Raw genomic sequence first — 18,561 nt, 5'->3', positions numbered from 1 at the left:
CGGACCGACATGACGGTCAGTGGCTCCGTGACACAGGGGGGCGGCCTTCCGGGCCGCCCCTCAGTCGTTCTCCCGCAACCGCTCCCGCAAGCGTTTCCGCGCCGCCATCAGCGCGAACCCCAGCAGATTCGGCCCCCGCCACCGCTCCGGGTCCGTCGCCGCCTCGTCGTCCGCGGCCAGACCGATGCCCCACACCCGGTCCACCGGGCTCGCCTCCACCAGCACCCTCTCGCCGGTGCCCAGCAGGAACGCGCGCAGGTCCGGGTCCGAGGCGAACTTGTGGACGCTGCCCTCGACGACGATCCGGAACCGCTCCCGCTCCCACACCGCTTCGTCGAAGCCGCGCACCAGCCGCCCCGCCTTCTTGGCCTCGGCCGGGTGCCCCGCGGCCAGCACCCGCCGTTCGGCCTCCGCGTCCCGGAAGAGCCGCGCCTTGCCCGCCATCATCCAGTGCTCCGCCGTCGCGTACTCCACCCCGGCCACGGTGAACGGGGACGGCCACCACTGGCTGAGACAACTCGGTCCGATCCGGCCGTCGGGCCTCGGCCGGTGTCCCCAGAACAGCAGGTACTTGATCCGCGCACCCGACCGGACCTGCGTGAGCAGTACTTCCCTGCTGTCGATGGTGCCCACTGCCGCCCCCGTGATCCTCTCCATGCACGCGAGTCTGGCACGCGCCACGGACACTCCGTCCGCCCTTTTCCGTGGCGACTCGACACCTGGTCGACAGATTCCGTCGCGTAACCAAATGGCAACAACGGAATCACTTGTTGGTGGCCTAGTGCTCTGTCAGGATCGGCACTCACATCGAGCCTGAGCCACGCCGGCCCCCGCCACGGGGAGACCGAGGAGAGCCGACATGCACAACCCGGGCAACGCCACCCCGGACCGATTTCCGGCCCAGGACCGCTTCGCGGACGGGGCCCAGTACATCGCGGGCCGTCTGACGAAGGGCACCTCCGGACGGACGCACACGGTCGTCGACCCGGCGACCGGCGAGGACGTCCTGACCTACGAGCTCGCCGGGCCGGACGACGTCGACGCGGCCGTCGCCGCCGCCCGGGAGGCGTTCCCCGGGTGGGCCGGCGCCACCCCCGGCGAGCGTTCCGACGCCCTGCACCGCTTCGCCGCCGTGCTCGCCGACCGGGCCGAGGACTTCGCCCGCGCCGAGTCCCTGCAGTGCGGGAAGCCGCTGAAGCTGACCCGTGAGTTCGACGTGCCGGGCACGGTCGACAACGCGGCCTTCTTCGCCGGTGCCGCCCGGCACCTCCAGGGGCAGTCGGCGGGGGAGTACTCCGGCGACCACACCTCTTACGTGCGCCGCGAGCCGATCGGCGTCGTCGGGTCCATCGCGCCCTGGAACTACCCCCTCCAGATGGCCGCCTGGAAGATCCTCCCGGCGATCGCGGCCGGCAACACCATCGTGCTCAAGCCCGCCGAGATCACCCCGCTGACCTCCCTGATGTTCGCCCAGGCGGCGACCGAGGCCGGCATCCCGGACGGCGTGATCAACATCGTCACCGGCACGGGGAGGGAGGCGGGCGAGCACCTGGTCGGCCACCCGGACGTCGCCATGACGTCCTTCACCGGCTCCACCGCCGTCGGCAAGCGCGTCGCCGAGGTCGCCACGGCCACCGTCAAGCGCCTGCACCTGGAGCTGGGCGGCAAGGCGCCCTTCCTGGTCTTCGACGACGCCGACCTCGACGCCGCCGTCCACGGCGCGGTCGCGGGCGCGCTCATCAACACCGGCCAGGACTGCACGGCCGCCACGCGCGCGTACGTGCAGCGGCCCCTCTACGAGGCCTTCGTCGAGAAGACCGCCGCCCTCATGGACACCGTCCGGGTCGGCGACCCGTTCGCCCCCGGCACCGACCTCGGCCCGCTGGTCAGCCACGTCCAGCGGGACCGCGTCGCCGGCTTCGTCGACCGGGCCCGCTCCTACGCGCGCGTGGTGACCGGCGGCGAGGCGCCGCAGGGCGACCTCGAGGACGGCGCCTACTACCGGCCCACCCTCATCGCCGACGCGACGCAGGACAGCGAGGTCGTCCAGTCCGAGATCTTCGGGCCGGTCCTGGTCGTGCTGCCCTTCGACAGCGACGACGAGGGCATCCGGCTGGCCAACGACACGCCGTACGGGCTCGCCGCCTCCGCCTGGAGCCGGGACGTGTACCGGGCGAACCGCGCCACCCGCGAGATCAAGGCGGGCTGCGTGTGGATCAACGACCACATCCCGATCATCAGCGAGATGCCGCACGGCGGATACAAGGCGTCCGGCTTCGGCAAGGACATGTCCGCCTACTCCTTCGAGGAGTACACACAGGTCAAGCACGTCATGTTCGACAACACCGCGGTGGCGGCCAAGGACTGGCACCGCACCGTCTTCGGGGACCGATAGTCATCGTCTGAGGCCGCCGACCACGGCCGACCGCACCCGAAAGGGCAACCACGCGCATGGAGCAGTACGAGCCCGACCGCCTGTCCCCGGCCCAAGTGGCCGCCATGCGGCGCAGTTACACCAACGGCAGGGCCGCCCTCACCCGCCGCTCACTGCTGCGCGCCTCCGCGGGCGGCGCGCTCGCGGTCGGCGGACTCGGGACGCTGAGCGCCTGCGGCATCCCGGCGGCCGGCAAGACCGAGGGCGGGGTGTCCTCCGAGGACCGGTCCAAGGAGGAGAAGAAGATCGCCTTCTCCAACTGGACCGAGTACATGGACGTCGACGAGAGCGGCCGGCGGCACCCCACGCTGGAGGCGTTCACGAAACGCACCGGCATCAAGGTCACGTACACGGAGGACATCAACGACAACAGTGAGTTCTTCGGCAAGATCCAGCCGCAGCTCGCCGCCGGCCAGGAGACCGGGCGCGACATCATCGTGCTCACCGACTGGCTGGCCGCCCGGCTGATCCGCCTCGGCTGGGTCCAGAAACTGGACCCGGCCAACCTGCCGCACGCCTTCGCCCACCTGTCGCCCCAGTTCCGCACCCCCGACTGGGACCCGGGCCGCGCCTACTCCTACCCCTGGCAGGGCATCTCCACCGTCATCGCCTACAACAAGAAGGCGCTGGACGGCGTCGAGGTGAAGACGGTCTCCGACCTGCTCGACAACCCGAAGCTCAAGGGGCGCGTCGGCTTCCTCACCGAGATGCGCGACACCATCGGCATGATGCTGCTCGACATGGACAAGGACCCGGCGCGCTTCTCCGACGACGACTACGACGCGGCGATCGCCCGGCTCCAGAAGGGCGTCGACAGCGGCCAGATACGCCGCTTCACCGGCAACGACTACACCGCCGACATCACCAAGGGCGACTTCGCGGCCTGTCTGGCCTGGGCCGGGGACGTCGTCCAGCTCAAGGCGGACAACCCGGACGTCGACTTCGTCATCCCGGACAGCGGATACATCACGTCGAGCGACAACATGCTGGTCCCCAACAAGGCCCGGCACAAGGCGAACGCCGAGCGGCTCATCGACTACTACTACGAGCCGGCTCCGGCCGCGGAGCTCGCCGCCTACATCAACTTCGTCTGTCCCGTCGACGGGGTGAAGGGCGAGCTTGCGAAGATCGACGAGGACGCGGCGAACAACCCGCTGATCATTCCCGACAAGGCCATGCAGGCCCTCTCCCGTGCCTTCCGCTCGCTGAGCGCGAAGGAAGAGACGGCCTACGAAGAGAAGTTCGCGAAGCTCACTGGGGCGTGACGACGATGAAGACCACCACAGACTCGACGGAGCACAGCGGCGACGTCCGCCTCTCCGGCATCAGCAAGACCTACGGCTCCTTCACCGCCGTGCACCCGCTCGACCTGACCGTGCCCCAGGGCTCCTTCTTCGCCCTGCTCGGCGCCTCCGGCTGCGGCAAGACCACCACCCTGCGCATGATCGCCGGCCTGGAGGAACCGAGCAGCGGCACCGTCCACCTCGGCGACCAGGACGTGACCGCCCTCCCGCCGTACAAGCGGCCGGTCAACACGGTCTTCCAGTCCTACGCCCTCTTCCCGCACCTCGACATCTTCGAGAACGTCGCCTTCGGTCTGCGCCGGCGCGGCATCAAGAGCGTGAAGAAGCAGGTCGAGGAGATGCTCGACCTCGTCCAGCTCGGCGAGCAGGCGCGCAAGAAGCCGCACCAGCTCTCCGGCGGCCAGCAGCAGCGCGTCGCGGTCGCCCGCGCCCTGATCAACCACCCCAAGGTGCTGCTCCTGGACGAACCCCTCGGCGCCCTCGACCTCAAGCTGCGCCGCCAGATGCAGCTGGAGCTCAAGCGCATCCAGACCGAGGTCGGCATCACCTTCGTGCACGTCACCCACGACCAGGAGGAGGCCATGACCATGGCCGACCAGGTCGCCGTGATGAACGGGGGCCGCGTCGAGCAGCTGGGCGCCCCCGCCGACCTGTACGAGAACCCGCAGACCACGTTCGTCGCCAACTTCCTGGGCACCTCCAACCTCATCGAGGCCGAGGTCGACACCCGCAGCGGCGACGACATCGTGGTCAAGGCGGCCGGCGACAAGCTCGTCCTGCCCGGCGCCCGCTGTTCCGCGCCGGCCCAGGCCGGCGGAAAGCTCCTGGTCGGCGTACGCCCGGAGAAGATCAGCCTCACCCACGCCGACGAGGCCGGCTCCATCCCCGAGGGCCGCAACCGCATCACCGGCAAGATCAGCAACACCAGTTTCATCGGCGTCTCCACCCAGTACGTCGTGGACTGCGCGGCCTGCCCCGAGTTCGAGGTGTACGTCCAGAACATCGACCGGGACGGCCGCCTCGCGCCCGGCGCCGACGTCGTCCTGCACTGGAACCCGGCGCACACCTTCGGCCTCGACGCGGCCCAGGACATTGACGCCGGCGTCGCCGAGGGCGAGGCCGCCTGATGTCCACCCTCACCGAGGCGCCACCGCCCCTGTCCCCGGCCGCGCCCGACAAGAAGCCCCCGCGCAAGAGGGGCCGCTGGACGCCGTACTGGCTGCTGCTGCCCGGCATCCTGTGGCTGGTCGTCTTCTTCGCGGCGCCGATGGTCTACCAGGCCTCCACGTCCGTGCAGACGGGCTCGCTGGAGGAGGGCTACAAGGTCACCTGGCACTTCGTCACCTACTGGGACGCGGTGTCCGAGTACTGGCCGCAGTTCCTGCGCTCCGTCGCCTACGCGGCCTCCGCGACCGTGCTGTGCCTGCTGCTCGGCTACCCGCTCGCGTACCTGATCGCCTTCCGCGCGGGGCGCTGGCGGAACCTGATCATGATTCTGGTGATCGCGCCGTTCTTCACCAGCTTCCTGATCCGCACCCTGGCCTGGAAGACGATCCTCGCGGACGGCGGCCCGGTCGTCGGCGCCCTGAACACGCTGCACGTCCTGGACGTCACCAGCTGGCTCGGCTGGACGGCCGGCGACCGCGTGCTGGCCACGCCGCTCGCGGTGGTCTGCGGCCTGACGTACAACTTCCTCCCCTTCATGATCCTGCCGCTGTACACGTCCCTGGAGCGCATCGACGGACGGCTGCACGAGGCGGCGCGCGACCTGTACGCCAAGCCCTCCACCGTCTTCCGCAAGGTCACCTTCCCGCTGTCGATGCCGGGCGTGGTCTCCGGCACGCTGCTGACCTTCATCCCGGCGACCGGCGACTACGTCAACGCGTCCCTGCTGGGCTCGGCGGACACCGGAATGATCGGCAATGTCATCCAGTCCCAGTTCCTGCGGGTGCTGGACTATCCGACGGCGGCGGCGCTCTCCTTCATTCTGATGGCCGCGATTCTCGCCATGGTCACCCTCTACATCCGCAAGTCCGGCACGGAGGATCTGGTTTAAATGACCTTCGTCAACTGGCTCAAGCGCAATCTGGTCGTCATCGCCGGACTGCTCACGCTCGCCTATCTCCTGCTGCCCAACATCATTGTCACGGTGTTCTCGTTCAACAAACCGAACGGGCGCTTCAACTACGAATGGCAGCAGTTCTCCACGGACGCCTGGAAGGACCCGTGCGGTGTCGCCGGGCTGTGCGGCTCCCTGTCGCTCAGCCTCCAGATCGCCTTCTGGGCGACGCTCGGCGCCACCGCGCTGGGCACGGCGATCGCCTTCGCGCTGGTCCGCTACCGCTTCCGCGCGCGCGGCGCCATCAACTCGCTGATCTTCCTGCCGATGGCGATGCCCGAGGTCGTGATGGCCGCCTCGCTGCTCACCCTGTTCCTCAACATGGGCGCTCAGCTGGGCTTCTGGACGGTCCTGATCGCCCACATCATGTTCTGCCTCAGCTTCGTGGTGACGGCCGTCAAGGCGCGCGTGATGTCGATGGACCCGCGACTGGAGCAGGCGGCGCAGGACCTGTACGCCGGTCCCTTCCAGACCTTCGTCCGGGTCACGCTGCCCATCGCCGCCCCCGGAATCGCGGCCGGCGCGCTGCTCGCCTTCGCGCTGTCCTTCGACGATTTCATCATCACGAACTTCAACGCGGGCTCCACCGTCACGTTCCCCATGTTCGTCTGGGGATCGGCGCAGCGCGGGACGCCCGTTCAGATCAACGTCGTCGGTACGGCCATGTTCGTCATCGCCGTACTGTTCGTCCTGGCCTCCATGGTCATCGGCAACCGCCGAAATCGCCGCAAGGCATAAAGCACATCAGTGCAAGCGCACCAGTGTTATCCGTAGGGAGTTGAAATCATGGCCCCTAGCGCCATGAGCCGCAGCAACGACTGGACGAAATCCCTTTCCGACGCCCAGCCGGTCCCGTACTGGCTGGACGACCCCGGCCGTCCCCGTCCGCAGCCCGCCCTCACCGGCCCCGAGACCTGCGACCTGCTGGTCGTCGGCGGCGGCTACAGCGGACTGTGGACCGCGCTGATCGCCAAGGAGCGCGACCCGGGGCGGGACGTGGTGCTGCTGGAGGGCCGCGAGGTGGGCTGGGCCGCCTCCGGCCGCAACGGCGGCTTCTGCGCCGCCTCCCTCACCCACGGCCTCTCCAACGGCCTCACCCGCTGGCCCGACGAGATCCACAAGCTGGAGGAGCTGGGCACCCGCAACCTAGACGCCATCGAGGAGGCGGTCGCCCGCCACGACCTCGACTGCGAGTTCGAACGCTCCGGCGAGATCGACGTCGCGACGGAGGAGTACCAGGCCCGGGAGCTGAAGGACTGGTACGAGGAGATCCGCGCCAAGGGCCTGGCGGAGGGCGTCGAGTACCTGGACGCCGAGGCGGTACGCGAACAGGTCGACTCCCCGACCTTCCGCGCCGGCCTGTACGACCGCCGGGGCGTGGCCATGGTGCACCCCGCCAAGCTCGCCTGGGGCCTCAAGCGCGCCTGCCTCGACCTCGGCGTCCGCGTCTACGAGCACACCCCGGCGCTCACCCTGCGCCCGTACGGCGCCGGCATGGCCGTACGCACCCCGTACGGCGGCGTCCGCGCCCGCACCGTGGCGCTCGGCACCAACATCTTCCCGAACCTGGTCAAGCGCGTGCGCTCGTACACCGTCCCGGTCTACGACTACGCCCTGATGACCGAGCCGCTCACCACCGAGCAGCTCGCCTCGGTCGGCTGGAAGAACCGTCAGGGCCTCGGCGACAGCGCCAACCAGTTCCACTACTTCCGCCTCTCCGCCGACAACCGGATCCTGTGGGGCGGCTACGACGCGGTCTACCCCTACGGCGGCCGGGTGCGCGCCGAGTACGACGACCGCCCGGAGACCTACGCCAAGCTCGCCGGGCACTTCTTCGGCTGCTTCCCGCAGCTGGAGGGCGTCCGCTTCACGCACGCCTGGGGCGGCGCGATCGACACCTGCTCCCGCTTCTCCGCGTTCTTCGGCACCGCCCACCAGGGCAAGGTGGCGTACGCGGCCGGGTACACCGGCCTCGGGGTGGGCGCCACCCGGTTCGGTGCCGAGGTGATGCTGGACCTGCTGTCGGGGGAGCGCACCGAGCGCACCGCACTGGAGATGGTCCGTCGGAAGCCGCTGCCGTTCCCGCCCGAGCCCTTCGCCTGGACCGGCATCGCGCTCACCAAGTGGTCGCTGGCCCGCGCGGACGCGCACGGCGGCCGGCGCAACCTGTGGCTGAGGACGATGGACAAGCTGGGGCTGGGCTTCGACAGCTAGCCCCCGCCATGTGTGACCTGCTTCACCCGAACGGGGCACCGCAAACCGCGTAATGCCCGGCGGGAGACCTCCCTCTCCCTCGTGACGCACCCCGCGTCCACGAGTGAAAGGGAGGTCTTCATGCTTGGTGCGAAGACGGCGGTCGCGTGGCTGGCATCCGTCGCACCCGATCCCGAGTCCTGCCGGCGGGAGTGGGAGCGCAACCCCCTGGAGGTCGCCCTGCTGCCCGCGGGCAAGGCCTGGGACGTGCTCATCCTGCCGAGCCGGCTCGGCAGTCCGACCCTCGACGTACTGTCCCGCGTCCTCGACCAACCCGGCCCGGTGCTCGCCGACTTCGGCGACGCGCGCACCGGCTTCTTCGTGCCGCCCGGCACCGCGGCCCGCTGGCTGGGCACCGGTGTCCGGACGGCCGGACTCGGGACCTGGATCGTGGTGCCGCACCCCGCAGGCCCGTCGTCCGGTGGCATCCGCTGGCTGATCCCGCCGGACGGGACCGGCACCCTCACCGATCCGTCCCTCCTCGAACTGGCGATGCACGAGGCGGCGGCCGGTCTCGCGGTGGAGGACGGCGGGGGGTGAGGTGCGCAAGGGGTTGACAACAGAATTGGTCTGGACCAAGTTGGGCGCGCTCCACCCTCCTCATCTCCCCCCTGTCCGGAGGTACTTGTGGAACGCTCCAGACCGCTCGCGCGTCGCCCCCTCGTCACGCTGCTCACCGCCGCGGCACTCGCCGCGTCCGGCACGACCGCGCTCTCGTCGGCCGCCCGTGCGGCCGACGCGGACCTCGCGAGGAACGGCGGCTTCGAGTCCGGCCTCGACGGCTGGACCTGTACGGCGGGCACGACCGTGACCTCGCCCGTCCACAGCGGCACGGCCGCCCTCAAGGCCACCCCGGCGGGCGCCGACAACGCCCGCTGCGCGCAGACGGTGACCGTGAAACCGGACTCCCAGTACACGCTGACCGGGCACGTCCGCGGCGCCTACGTGTACCTCGGCGCGAGCGGCACCGGCACCACCGACGTCTCCACCTGGGCCCAGTCCGCCCCCGACTGGCAGCAGCTCACGACCACCTTCCGCACCGGCCCCTCCACCACCCGGGTCACCCTCTACACCCACGGCTGGTACGGCACCGGCGCCTACCACGCCGACGACATCTCGCTGACCGGCCCCGGCGGCGAGACGGGCCAACCCCCGGCACCGCCCACCGGTCTGACGGCGGGCTCCGTCACCGCCTCCGGCGTCGCCCTGTCCTGGTCGCCGGTCCCGGGCGCGACGGGCTACGCCGTCTACCGCGACGGCATCAAGGTCCGCACGGTCACCGGCACGTCCACCACCGTCACCGGCCTGGCCCCCTCGACGGCGTACGCCTTTCAGGTCGCGGCCGTCAACGACGCGGGGGAGTCCGCGCGGTCGGCCACGGTCACGGCGACCACCGCCGAGGGCTCGGACGGCGGCGGCTCCGACCTCCCGGCCCACGCCCTGGTCGGCTACCTCCACGCCAGTTTCGCCAACGGCTCCGGCTACACGCGCCTGGCCGACGTCCCCGACAGCTGGGACGTCATCGACCTGGCCTTCGGCGAGCCCACCTCGGTCACCTCCGGCGACATCCGCTTCGAGCGCTGCCCGGTCACGGAGTGCCCGAACGTGGAGTCCGACGCCGAGTTCAAGGCGGCGATCAAGGCCAAGCAGGCGGCCGGCAAGAAGGTGCTGATCTCCATCGGCGGCCAGAACGGCCAGGTGCAGCTCACCACGACCGCCGCCCGCGACACGTTCGTCTCCTCCGTCTCGAAGATCATCGACGAGTACGGCCTCGACGGCCTCGACATCGACTTCGAGGGCCACTCCCTCTCGCTGAACGCCGACGACACCGACTTCAAGAACCCGAAGACCCCCGTCATCGTCAACCTCATCTCGGCCCTGAAGACCCTCAAGGCCCGGTACGGCGACGACTTCGTGCTGACGATGGCCCCGGAGACCTTCTTCGTCCAGCTCGGTTACCAGTACTACGGCACCGGCAGGTGGGGCGGCCAGGACCCGAGGGCGGGGGCGTACCTGCCGGTGATCCACGCCCTGCGCGACGACCTGACCCTGCTGCACGTCCAGGACTACAACTCCGGCCCGATCATGGGCCTCGACAACCAGTACCACTCCATGGGCGGCGCCGACTTCCACATCGCCATGACCGACATGCTCCTCACCGGCTTCCCGGTCGCGGGCGACGCGGCCAACGTCTTCCCGCCCCTGCGCCCGGACCAGGTCGCCATCGGCATGCCGGCCTCCACCAACGCGGGCAACGGCCACGTCCCCCCGGCCGAGGTGAACAAGGCCCTGAACTGCCTGACCAAGAAGACCGACTGCGGCTCGTACACGACCCACGGCACCTGGCCCGCCCTGCGCGGCCTGATGACCTGGTCGATCAACTGGGACCGCTACGCGAACTGGGAGTTCCAGAAGAACTTCGACGCGTATTTCGGGTGACCGGCGGCGCGGTGCGGCCGGCCACCAGCGCGACCCCGGCCAGCAGCACCGCGCCCAGACACCAACTGGCCACCACGTCCAACGGCCAGTGGTAGCCCCGGCGCACCAGCCCGTACGAGGCGCCGAGGACGAGCACCACGCACCCCGCGACGAGCACACGGCGCACGGCCGGCGAGCGCAGCGCCCCGAGGAGCAGCAGCGCCGCCGCGCCGTACGCGACCACCGCGGTCGCGGTGTGGCCGGAGGGGTAGTAGCCGACGGCCGGAGGTACGGCCGGGGTGCCGGGACGGTCGGTCCACTCCTTCAACGGGACGACCAGCGCCGGCACCAGGGCCATCGCCAGCGCCCCGGAGAGCGGCGGCAACCACCAGCGGTCCACACCGTCGCTGCGCCCGTGCCACGCGGTGAACACCAGGGCGAGCGCGAGGACGGGCACGGCCACCTGCACGTTGCCGAGGTCGGCCAGCAACTCGGAGAGCCGGTCGGGGTGGACGAGGGCGCCGCTCAGCCGCTCGTCCACCCCGATCAGCGGGCCGTCGGAGACGACCTGCCAGGTGATCAGCGCGAAGAGGAGCAGGGGAAGCCCGACGAGGGCGGACAGTGCGCGAAGAGGGGCGGTGACCGGCATGACGCCCAGCTTCGCAGGCCCGCCGTCCCGTAGTCTCTCCGCCCGTGGCGACCATACGAACGGCGCGGGACAGCGACTGGGGAGAGACCTTCGCACGGCTGCGGGCCATGTCCGCCGAGGGCCGGTACGAGGAGGTCGAGGCCGAGGCACGCGCCCTGGCGGCGCTCCCGCGGCGGCCCTGGCGCAGGCGTCCGCCGCACTGGGAGGCGAGGGTACTGGCGACGGGAACGGCCGTGATGCACGGTCGCGGGGCCGAGGTGCTGGACGAACTGGAAACGCTGATCGCGGAACTGGAGCCGGTCGACCTCAACGCGCGGTTCCTGCGGCTGATCGCCCGCGGCAACCGCGTGGCCGCCCTGTCCGGCCTGCGACGGTACGCGGAGGCGGAGACCGAGGCGCTCGCCATCCTGAGCGAGCTGACCCGGATCGCCCACCGCACCCCGGTGTGGCGGCTGGAGGTGACCATCCTGACGCACCTGGCCGCCGTGCTGTGCGGGCAGGGACGCCACGAGGAGGCGGAGGCCATCGCCCGCGGCAACCTGCCCCGGGCGGAGCAGCCCACCGCCGCCGTACTGCACGCCACGCTGGTGCGCAGCCTGAACGGGCAGGGCCGCCACGAGGAGGCGCTGGCCGAGGCCCGCCGGAGTGCGCCGCCGCAGCCCCACGCGGCCGGGCACCTGGACCTGGTCACCGCCGAGGCCCTGTACGGTCTGGGACGCCGGGCCGAGGCGGAGACGACCGTGCGGCGTGCGCTGGGCGACTACGAGCGGCGCCTGCACCCGGACCATCCGCGCTTCCGTGAGGCCCGTGCCCTGCTGGCCCGCGTCACGGGCGAGGCCTGAGGGAGCACTTGTCGCGAACGCACCGAAGGGCCGGCACAAGGGGGGGGAGTGTGCCGGCCCTTCGGTGAAGCGCCGTCCCGGGTGCCGAGGCGGCGTCCTGACCGGAACGCCGCGCGCCCCGGGGGGTTTGGGGCGGGCGACCGTCCGATCGGTGAGGAGATTCCGGGACCCAGGGGTTCCGGCTGTGTGCGCGAGGCACGACCAGGTCGAAGCTGGGGAGGCCTCGGCCTGAGATCCGCCCACAGTCCCCTGTGAGCGGGTGTATCTCTCATCTGCGTAGAACCTACGGCAGGGGGTGGGCCGAGGACAGGCACATCGGCGTCCTGCCATCCACCCCGCACACGTTCTTCACACGCTCTGCGGTTCGCTGCGCCAGGCGTGCGAACCGCAGCTCAGATGCGCGTTCGGGTGCTCGCGCACGTGCTCGCGCGGCGCCCGCCTGGCGCCCGCCCGGCACCGGCCCAAGAGGGCTCGCTCAGATGCGGGCGAACGCCTGCTCGATGATGTCGAGGCCCTCGTTCAGCAGGTCCTCGCCGATCACCAGCGGGGGCAGGAAGCGCAGCACGTTGCCGTAGGTGCCACAGGTCAGGACCAGCAGGCCCTCCTGGTGGCAGGCCTTGGCCAGCGCGGCGGTCGCCTCCGGGTTCGGCTCCTTGGTGGCGCGGTCCTTGACCAGCTCGATGGCGATCATCGCGCCGCGGCCCCGGACGTCGCCGATGACGTCGAACTTCTCGGCCATGGCGGTGAGGCGCGACTTCATGATCGCCTCGATGTTCTTCGCCTTGGCGTTGAGGTCGAGCTCCTTCATCGTCTCGATGGCACCGAGCGCGCCCGCGCAGGCCACCGGGTTGCCGCCGTAGGTGCCGCCGAGGCCGCCGGAGTGCGCGGCGTCCATGATCTCGGCGCGGCCGGTGACGGCGGCGAGCGGCAGACCGCCCGCGATGCCCTTGGCCGTCGTGATCAGGTCCGGGACGATGCCCTCGTCCTCGCAGGCGAACCACTGACCGGTGCGGCAGAAGCCGGACTGGATCTCGTCGGCGACGAAGACGATGCCGTTGTCGTTGGCGAACTTCACGATCGCCGGCAGGAAGCCCTTGGCCGGCTCGATGAAGCCGCCCTCGCCGAGCACCGGCTCGATGATGATCGCGGCCACGTTGTCGGCGCCGACCTGCTTGGTGATCTGGTCGATCGCCTGGGCGGCGGCCTCCGGGCCGGCGTTCTCGGCACCGGTCGGCCAGCGGTAGCCGTAGGCGACCGGCACGCGGTACACCTCGGGCGCGAACGGACCGAAGCCGTGCTTGTACGGCATGTTCTTCGCGGTCAGCGCCATGGTGAGGTTGGTGCGGCCGTGGTAGCCGTGGTCGAACACGACCACGGCCTGCCGCTTGGTGTACGCACGCGCGATCTTGACGGCGTTCTCGACGGCCTCGGCACCGCTGTTGAACAGGGCCGACTTCTTGGCGTGGTCGCCCGGCGTCAGCTCGGCCAGTGCCTCGGCGACGGCCACGTAGCCCTCGTACGGCGTCACCATGAAGCAGGTGTGGGTGAAGTCGGCGAGCTGCGCGGAGGCCTTGCGTACGACGGCCTCGGCGGAGGCGCCGACGGAGGTCACGGCGATGCCGGAGCCGAAGTCGATCAGCCGGTTGCCGTCGACGTCCTCGATGATGCCGCCGCCCGCGCGCGCGGTGAAGACCGGCAGCACGGACCCCACACCCTGCGCGACCACGGCGGCGCGGCGGGCCTGCAGCTCCAGCGACTTCGGGCCGGGGATGGCGGTGACGACGCGGCGCTCCTGCTCAAGTGCGGTCATGGGGGGCTCCTGGGGGTGTTTCGGACACGTGCGTTTCTTTTCTCGCAGGCTAGGGCGGAGAGCGGGGGGTGGGCATGCTCCATGTGGGCGTTGTCCGAACGCCCGGCTTGTCCGTGGTGGACATAACCCAGTTGCGGGTAGACCGGCCGCTGGGGCGATGGGGGTCCCCCTGCTCGAGCGAAGCCGAGAGTGTGAAGCCGAGAGTGTTGGGAGGGTGGGCGCAGCGGCGCCCCGCAAGCGTGGCTGGGTGAAGCCCACCTCGGCTGGCCTCGGCCATGTAAGCGGTGGACTCCTTCTGTCAGGGCGTTAGATTGATTCGCTGATGGCGGATGGAGCGGCAGCTCAGGGGGCAAGGGCGATGAACAGCGACGGTACCCAGGACGCGCGGGGCACGCATGCGAATCCCGTACCACGCCCGGCGGGCCCACCGGACGTACCGACGGCGCCCCCACGACCGAGCCGGGCGCCGGGGACACCACCCGCACCCGAGCAGGCTCCCCGGTCCCCGTCCACCGTCGCCGCCTGGCTCGATGAGGCGAGGCCGGCCGCCCGGCCCGGGATCTGGCGGTACGGCCACCGTCCGAAGGAGATCCCGGAACGCCTTGCTCCGGTGACCGTCGCCGGCATGCTGATCCCACTCGCCCTGGCGCTCGGGGTGTGGTCTCTCTGGAGCAGCGGCTACTTCCCGTACAAGAGCACCATCCTGCGGATGTTCACCCCGGACGACTGGTGGTATCAGCTCTCGCTGGCACCCAAGCCCGTCGAGGGCTGGACCGTGGGGCGACCCGCGGAGCACGCGTTGATGCTCGCCGACGGCGTCTTCTTCGCCGCGCTCGTCCTCGCGGTCGGCGTGCTCGGCAGCTGGCGGGCCATCGTCCGCCACTACATGAACAGCATGTCCCGGCCGGCTCAGGTCCTGGTCTCCGCCGGCCTCACTCTCGTCGCTCTCGCTTTCGTCTTCCCCGACGCCTTCCCGGGCGCCGGATGGTCCCCGGTACCGGTCGTCGATCCGCTGCTCTCTCTGACCGTGCTGATCACGGACAGCTATGAGCTGATGGCCTCCCCCTTGTTCACGAACATGCTGTACACGGTCGTCACGCTGCTCGTGGTGTGGCCGTTCGCCCGCCTTGGTGCCTGGCTGCCGTACGCGAAGGAGCTGCTCGCCCCCCGCCCGGCGGGCACCCCCGCCAGTGGGACCGTGCCCGTCCGCCCCCGCTCCCAGTGGCCCGTACTCCGCGATGCCGGCCAGGGCGAGGCCGCGGACCTGCTCACCGCCGAGGTCACCGGGGGGCGTGTGAACGACGTCGACTGCACCCGCGTCGAGCACGCCTTCACTGTCGCCCGGCGCAGCGCCACGCTGAACACCTTCCGCGACACCGTCCTGCGCCAGGGAGGCGCTGCCTGGACGCACCCCTCCGGCGCCCGGGACCTGACGCGCCGGACCGCCCGTCACGACCTGCTCGCCGGTCAGGTGCGCATCGGCCGCTGGGTGGCGGCCGAGCGTGCTCCCCAGCCGTACCACGACGCGGGGGCGGCCCTCGGCCCGGACGTGCTCGGCACCTCGCTGCTTGCCGTCGGCCCCTCCGGGTCCGGCAAGACCCGCTCCCTCGTCGAGCCGGTGACCGAGACTCTCGCGCTGCAGGCGCTCACCGGACGCTGTGCCGTCGTCGCCGTGTCCGCCGCCGGGAGCCCGCTCGGCGCAGACGATGCCTTCGACGTGATCGTGCGGATCGGTGACCCCTCCTCGGTGCACGACCTCGACCCGTACGCCGAGTCCGACGATCCGGACGAGGCGGCCGCGATCCTCGCCGAAGCGCTGATGGGCGACCTCGACACGGTCAGTTCACAGGGCGCCGCCACCGCGCTGGCACAGCTGCTCGGTCCCTTCCGGGCGGTGCGCGGGCGCTTCCCCACCCTGCCGGAGCTGCGCGAGCTGCTGGAGGGCGAAGAGGGAACGCTGACCCCGCTGCGGGAGGCGCTCGTCGCGAGCGGGAACGACGTCATGCGCCGCGAACTCGACGCACGGGTCCGGCAGGCCGGTACGCCGGGCGACGCGGGCCGGGCTCTGGCCGACCGGTTGGCGCTGTTGAACCGGCCGGTGTTCGCGGACTTCTTCGGCGGGGGTGGTCCCGGCCGGCCGTTTTCCCTGCGTGCGGTCGCCCACCACCCCCTGCGGGTGCGGATCGACCTGCCCGAGCGCGGGCACGAGGAGGCCGGCCGGCTGATCGCCCGGCTGGTCCTCGCACAGTTCCACGCCGTCGTACGGGAGACCCAGCGTGCCCACTTCGCTTGTCTGGTTCTGGACGACGCCACGGGCACGGTCACTGCGGAGTCGGTGCGCCGCATCCAGCGGCTGCGGTCCCAGAACGCGGGCGTGCTGCTCGCCCTGCGCACCATCGGTGACGTCCCCGAGGCGCTGCACGGTCCGCTCTACGGCGCTGTGGGCTGCCGTATGGCGTTCTCCGGTGTCACCACCTGGGACGGCAACCGGTTCGCGCAGACCTGGGGCACCGAGTGGGTGGAGACGACGGAGGTCGCCAAGCACACGGTCTTCGCCGACCAGCCGATGACGCGGTTCCTCCACGCGCTGCGCAAGCGGCTGACGGGCAAGGCGGTGACCACGGACGCGGTCACCGTGCGGCAGGTCGAGCGGGAGCGGTGGTCGGCGTCAGAACTGGCGCACGCGGTGCCACCGGGGCACGCGGTGCTGTCGCTGACGACCGTCGAGGGCGAGCACGCGCCGCCGCTGCTGGTGGACCTGCGGGGGTGAGATGCCGGTCGAGGCAGCCCGGGACCGTACGGTGAGGCAGAATCGACACAGGTCGTTCATACGTGGCGGCCAAAAGATCACAGACGTCTCACCGTACGCCCGTTTCCGCCCCCGACGCAGACCCGAAGGCCCAGGCCCCCATGCCCCCCACGCTCGCCTCGCTCGTCCACCACTCCGCGCTGAAGCTGACCGTGCGCGCGGGCGAGGACCGCCTCGACGTGCCGGTGCGCTGGGCACACGTCAGCGAGCTCGCCGACCCCGTGCCCTACATGGAGGGCGGGGAACTGCTCCTGATCACCGCGCTCAAGCTGGACGCCGAGGACCCCGAGGCGATGCACCGGTACGTGAAGCGGCTGGCGGGCGCCGGGGTGGTCGGGCTGGGATTCGCCGTGGGGGTCAACTACGACGCCATCCCCGAGGCGCTGGTCGAGGCGGCCCGGCAGCAGGACCTGCCGCTGCTGGAGGTGCCGCGCCGCACCCCGTTCCTCGCCATCAGCAAGGCCGTCTCCGCCGCGATCGCCGCCGACCAGTACCGGGCGGTCACGGCCGGGTTCGCGGCCCAGCGCGAGCTGACCAGGAAGGCGCTCACCGACGGCCCCGAAGGGCTGCTGGCCGCACTCGCCACGCAGGTCGACGGCTGGGCGGCGCTGTACGACGCCTCGGGCGCCGTCGTCGCCGCGGCACCCGAGTGGGCCGGCCGCAGGGCCGCGCGCCTCACGGCCGACGTGCAGCGCCTGCGCGAGCGCCCCGCCCCGGCCTCCTCCGTCGTCGGCGGCGCCGAGAGCCCGGACCACCCAGAGAACGCCGACCGCGTCGAGCTCCACTCCCTCGGCACCTCCCGCCGGCCCCGCTCCGCCCTCGCCGTCGGCACGGCCGCGGCCCTCGGCACCGCCGAGCGCTACGCCGTCCACTCCGCCATCGCCCTCCTGACCCTCACCACGGAACGCTCGCGCTCCCTGCACGCGGCGGGCCAGCGCATCGACGCGGCCGTGCTGCGCATGCTGCTGGCCGGCGAGCCGGACCACGCGCGCGCGGTCGCCGGGGACCTGTACGGGGGCCTGCTGGACGCGCCCTTCCGGATGATCGTCGCCGAGTCCGCGTCGGCGTCCGCCGCGCGGGCGCACGCCGGCGCCCACGCGCGCGTACCCGCCGCCACGACCAAGCCGTCCGCCGCCGCCCTGGCCGCCGCCGACGCCGGCGGCGACCCGCTCGGCGCGCTCGCCGAGGTCGTGGAGTCGGCCGCGGCTCGCTCCGGCGAGGCGGTGCTCGTCGTCCCCGAGGGTGAGCGGCTGGTGGTGCTGGCCACCGACCAGGGCGCGGCCGTGGCCGCCTGCGTCGAGTACGCGGCCGCGCTGGAGGCCGGCCGCCCGGCACCGGAGCCGATAGCGGGCGGCGAAGAGGAGGGACTGGTCGTCGGCCTGTCCGCCCCGTCCGGACCCATCGCCGCGTCCGCCGCCTACAAACAGGCCGAACAGGCCCTTTCGGTGGCGCGCCGCCGCGGACGCGTCTGCGTGGAGCACGAACAGCTGGCGGCCGGGTCGGTCCTCCCCCTCCTCGCCGACGACGCGGTACGCGCCTTCGCCGACGGCCTGCTGCGGGCGCTGCGCGACCACGACGCCACCGGCCGGGGCGACCTGGTGGCCTCCCTGCGCGCCTGGCTCTCCCGCCACGGCCAGTGGGACGCGGCAGCGGCCGACCTCGGCGTCCACCGCCACACCCTGCGCTACCGCATGCGCCGGGTCGAGGAGATCCTCGGCCGCTCCCTGGACGACCCGGACGTACGGATGGAGCTGTGGCTGGCGTTGAAGGCGACGTCGGCCGAATAGCCGGCTCCGCTTTCCGACGCCGGTCCGGCAATCCAGCCCGTCCGGCGTTCGAGGACAAGGCCGAAGGCCGAAGGGGGGTCTGGGGGCGCAGCCCCCAGGGACGGGACGGGAAGGGGCGGCGGGGGCGAAAACCCAC

Annotated in this window: 14 protein-coding genes; 11 read left to right on the top strand and 3 right to left on the bottom strand. The window is 71.5% G+C overall.

The window, feature by feature from the left end; all coding sequences use genetic code 11:
* Positions 1–60 precede the first annotated feature (60 nt).
* A complete protein-coding gene (locus ACIGO6_RS30645) occupies positions 61–657 on the bottom strand; it encodes an NADAR family protein (protein WP_399882044.1) in 597 nt (198 codons plus the stop codon).
* 202 nt (positions 658–859) lie between these two features.
* Between ACIGO6_RS30645 and ACIGO6_RS30640 the strand changes: the two genes are divergently transcribed.
* The 8 genes from ACIGO6_RS30640 to ACIGO6_RS30605 all read left to right on the top strand — a co-directional run bounded on the left by ACIGO6_RS30640 (position 860) and on the right by ACIGO6_RS30605 (position 10,549).
* Positions 860–2,395 (top strand): gamma-aminobutyraldehyde dehydrogenase, encoded by a 1,536-nt coding sequence (locus ACIGO6_RS30640; protein WP_399882042.1) that lies wholly within the window; start codon positions 860–862, stop codon positions 2,393–2,395.
* Between the two features lie 56 nt (positions 2,396–2,451).
* On the top strand, positions 2,452–3,699 hold the full coding sequence (locus tag ACIGO6_RS30635) for a spermidine/putrescine ABC transporter substrate-binding protein (RefSeq protein WP_399882040.1): 1,248 nt from the start codon (positions 2,452–2,454) through the stop codon (positions 3,697–3,699).
* 5 nt (positions 3,700–3,704) lie between these two features.
* Positions 3,705–4,865: an ABC transporter ATP-binding protein gene (locus ACIGO6_RS30630; protein WP_399882038.1), complete on the top strand. Its 1,161-nt coding sequence runs from the start codon at positions 3,705–3,707 to the stop codon at positions 4,863–4,865.
* A complete protein-coding gene (locus ACIGO6_RS30625; RefSeq protein ID WP_399882036.1) occupies positions 4,865–5,794 on the top strand; it encodes an ABC transporter permease in 930 nt (309 codons plus the stop codon). Before ACIGO6_RS30630 ends, ACIGO6_RS30625 begins: the two co-directional genes overlap by 1 nt.
* Complete coding sequence (locus ACIGO6_RS30620) at positions 5,795–6,595, top strand: ABC transporter permease (RefSeq protein ID WP_399882034.1); 801 nt, start codon at positions 5,795–5,797, stop codon at positions 6,593–6,595.
* A 48-nt stretch (positions 6,596–6,643) separates the two neighbouring features.
* Positions 6,644–8,071: an NAD(P)/FAD-dependent oxidoreductase gene (locus ACIGO6_RS30615; RefSeq protein ID WP_399882032.1), complete on the top strand. Its 1,428-nt coding sequence runs from the start codon at positions 6,644–6,646 to the stop codon at positions 8,069–8,071.
* 120 nt (positions 8,072–8,191) lie between these two features.
* Complete coding sequence (locus ACIGO6_RS30610) at positions 8,192–8,650, top strand: hypothetical protein (protein ID WP_399882030.1); 459 nt, start codon at positions 8,192–8,194, stop codon at positions 8,648–8,650.
* Positions 8,651–8,737: 87 nt separating this feature from the next.
* Positions 8,738–10,549 carry a chitinase gene (locus ACIGO6_RS30605; protein WP_399882028.1) on the top strand — a complete coding sequence of 604 codons (1,812 nt, stop codon included), beginning with the start codon at positions 8,738–8,740 and terminating at the stop codon, positions 10,547–10,549.
* Here the strand turns inward: ACIGO6_RS30605 and ACIGO6_RS30600 are convergent.
* Positions 10,488–11,177, bottom strand: coding sequence for a phosphatase PAP2 family protein (locus ACIGO6_RS30600; RefSeq protein ID WP_399882026.1), 690 nt, complete (start codon positions 11,175–11,177; stop codon positions 10,488–10,490). The genes ACIGO6_RS30605 and ACIGO6_RS30600 overlap by 62 nt on opposite strands.
* 44 nt (positions 11,178–11,221) lie before the next feature.
* On the opposite strand from ACIGO6_RS30600, the gene ACIGO6_RS30595 reads away from it, so the two are divergent.
* Positions 11,222–12,019, top strand: coding sequence for a tetratricopeptide repeat protein (locus ACIGO6_RS30595; protein WP_399882024.1), 798 nt, complete (start codon positions 11,222–11,224; stop codon positions 12,017–12,019).
* A 475-nt stretch (positions 12,020–12,494) separates the two neighbouring features.
* On the opposite strand, the gene gabT is transcribed toward ACIGO6_RS30595, so the two are convergent.
* Positions 12,495–13,829, bottom strand: coding sequence for a 4-aminobutyrate--2-oxoglutarate transaminase (gabT, locus tag ACIGO6_RS30590; RefSeq protein WP_399882022.1), 1,335 nt, complete (start codon positions 13,827–13,829; stop codon positions 12,495–12,497).
* A 358-nt stretch (positions 13,830–14,187) separates the two neighbouring features.
* Between gabT and ACIGO6_RS30585 the strand changes: the two genes are divergently transcribed.
* Both ACIGO6_RS30585 and ACIGO6_RS30580 read left to right on the top strand, forming a co-directional pair.
* A complete protein-coding gene (locus ACIGO6_RS30585; protein ID WP_399882020.1) occupies positions 14,188–16,599 on the top strand; it encodes an ATP/GTP-binding protein in 2,412 nt (803 codons plus the stop codon).
* Positions 16,600–16,739: 140 nt separating this feature from the next.
* On the top strand, positions 16,740–18,425 hold the full coding sequence (locus ACIGO6_RS30580) for a PucR family transcriptional regulator (RefSeq protein WP_399882018.1): 1,686 nt from the start codon (positions 16,740–16,742) through the stop codon (positions 18,423–18,425).
* Positions 18,426–18,561: the final 136 nt, after the last annotated feature.

This window comes from Streptomyces sp. NPDC053750 (genome assembly GCF_044544295.1).
GTDB lineage: Bacteria > Actinomycetota > Actinomycetes > Streptomycetales > Streptomycetaceae > Streptomyces.
Note: the sequence above shows the minus strand (reverse complement) of the source record. Positions and strands in the feature narration are given on the sequence as shown.

What these genes read in the sequence shown, in the direction of transcription:
- ACIGO6_RS30585 (WP_399882020.1), top strand. Translation starts at nt 14,188, where the DNA reads ATGAACAGCGACGGTACCCAGGACGCGCGGGGCACGCATGCGAATCCC.
- ACIGO6_RS30630 (WP_399882038.1), top strand. Translation starts at nt 3,705, where the DNA reads ATGAAGACCACCACAGACTCGACGGAGCACAGCGGCGACGTCCGCCTC.
- gabT (WP_399882022.1), bottom strand. Translation starts at nt 13,829, where the DNA reads ATGACCGCACTTGAGCAGGAGCGCCGCGTCGTCACCGCCATCCCCGGC.
- ACIGO6_RS30645 (WP_399882044.1), bottom strand. Translation starts at nt 657, where the DNA reads ATGGAGAGGATCACGGGGGCGGCAGTGGGCACCATCGACAGCAGGGAA.
- ACIGO6_RS30615 (WP_399882032.1), top strand. Translation starts at nt 6,644, where the DNA reads ATGGCCCCTAGCGCCATGAGCCGCAGCAACGACTGGACGAAATCCCTT.
- ACIGO6_RS30610 (WP_399882030.1), top strand. Translation starts at nt 8,192, where the DNA reads ATGCTTGGTGCGAAGACGGCGGTCGCGTGGCTGGCATCCGTCGCACCC.
- ACIGO6_RS30580 (WP_399882018.1), top strand. Translation starts at nt 16,740, where the DNA reads ATGCCCCCCACGCTCGCCTCGCTCGTCCACCACTCCGCGCTGAAGCTG.
- ACIGO6_RS30625 (WP_399882036.1), top strand. Translation starts at nt 4,865, where the DNA reads ATGTCCACCCTCACCGAGGCGCCACCGCCCCTGTCCCCGGCCGCGCCC.
- ACIGO6_RS30635 (WP_399882040.1), top strand. Translation starts at nt 2,452, where the DNA reads ATGGAGCAGTACGAGCCCGACCGCCTGTCCCCGGCCCAAGTGGCCGCC.
- ACIGO6_RS30600 (WP_399882026.1), bottom strand. Translation starts at nt 11,177, where the DNA reads ATGCCGGTCACCGCCCCTCTTCGCGCACTGTCCGCCCTCGTCGGGCTT.
- ACIGO6_RS30640 (WP_399882042.1), top strand. Translation starts at nt 860, where the DNA reads ATGCACAACCCGGGCAACGCCACCCCGGACCGATTTCCGGCCCAGGAC.
- ACIGO6_RS30620 (WP_399882034.1), top strand. Translation starts at nt 5,795, where the DNA reads ATGACCTTCGTCAACTGGCTCAAGCGCAATCTGGTCGTCATCGCCGGA.